The sequence below is a fragment of the Bacillus hominis genome (genome assembly GCF_018332515.1).
In the GTDB taxonomy this organism is placed as follows: Bacteria; Bacillota; Bacilli; order Bacillales; family Bacillaceae_G; genus Bacillus_A; species Bacillus_A hominis.
Genome location: NZ_BOQD01000675.1, coordinates 1 through 367 on the forward strand (window position 1 = coordinate 1; position 367 = coordinate 367).

Annotated in this window: 1 tRNA gene; it reads right to left on the minus strand. The window is 54.0% G+C overall.

The annotated features are described in order from the left end of the window. Positions 1-126: 126 nt before the first annotated feature. A tRNA-Gly gene (locus KI356_RS28955) sits at positions 127-201 on the minus strand. Between the last annotated feature and the right edge of the window lie 166 nt (positions 202-367).

Consider the following 367-nt stretch of genomic DNA (forward strand, 5'->3'; position numbering starts at 1 on the left):
CGAAGGCTGGCGTTCTATCCCGATGAGCTAATGGCGGTATGTGATGGCGCGCCCGACAGGATTCGAACTGCCGACCTCACCCTTACCAAGGGTGCGCTCTACCAACTGAGCTATATCAGCACATCTTGGAGCGGGCAGCGGGAATCGAACCCGCATCATCAGCTTGGAAGGCTGAGGTAATAGCCATTATACGATGCCCGCATCCTGGAACTCGGCTACCTGATTTTCATTCTGCACTGAATATCGAGAGAAGCTCTCTTTATTCGAGCCGGTAAGCGAACTTATCGTCTCGGGCTACGCCATCGCGTGGCCGAAATTGGTGGTGGGGGAAGGATTCGAACCTTCGAAGTCTGTGACGGCAGATTTA